The following is a 549-nucleotide window of genomic DNA, read 5'->3' on the forward strand; positions in this document are numbered from 1 at the left end:
CGTTTCGGCCGCGAAGGAAAAGGCCAGCAAGAGCTGAGCCAAGAAGTTCTAGTCGGAACGGATTGCCATGTTTGAAGTCGGCTGGACCGAAATGCTGGTGATCGCGATCGTCATGATCGTGGTCGTCGGGCCGAAGGATTTGCCCAACATGCTGCGCACCTTCGGCCGCACGACGGCGAAGCTGCGCGCCATGGCCGCCGACTTCCAGAAACAGTTCAACGAGGCATTGAAGGAAGCCGAGCTCGACGACGTGAAGAAGTCGGTCGACGAGCTCAGGGGCCTGAGCCCGGTTGCCGAAATCCGAAAGCAGCTCAATCCGTTCGAGCAGGCGGCGGCCGATGTGCGCGCCGGTGTCGATGCCGCGATGAAGCCGAAGCCGGCCGCCGATCCGTCGGCCCCTGCCGCTTCGACGCCACAGGCGGCCGAGCCGTTGAAGAACGGCGCGACTGAAATGCCTGGCGTCAACGGGCCTGAAGCCACGACACCAGCCCCGATTTTCCCGGCAATGACCGATGAATCGGTTGTGGCGGCATCCACGGATCCTGCCGT

At 63.0% G+C, this 549-nt stretch carries 1 protein-coding gene; it reads left to right on the plus strand.

What is annotated here, in order from left to right:
* Window positions 1-67: 67 nt before the first annotated feature.
* On the plus strand, window positions 68-549 hold a 482-nt coding region (gene tatB, locus EOA36_RS36735), incomplete at its 3' end, for a Sec-independent protein translocase protein TatB (protein WP_127281330.1).

This window comes from Mesorhizobium sp. M8A.F.Ca.ET.021.01.1.1, assembly GCF_003998025.1.
GTDB lineage: Bacteria > Pseudomonadota > Alphaproteobacteria > Rhizobiales > Rhizobiaceae > Mesorhizobium.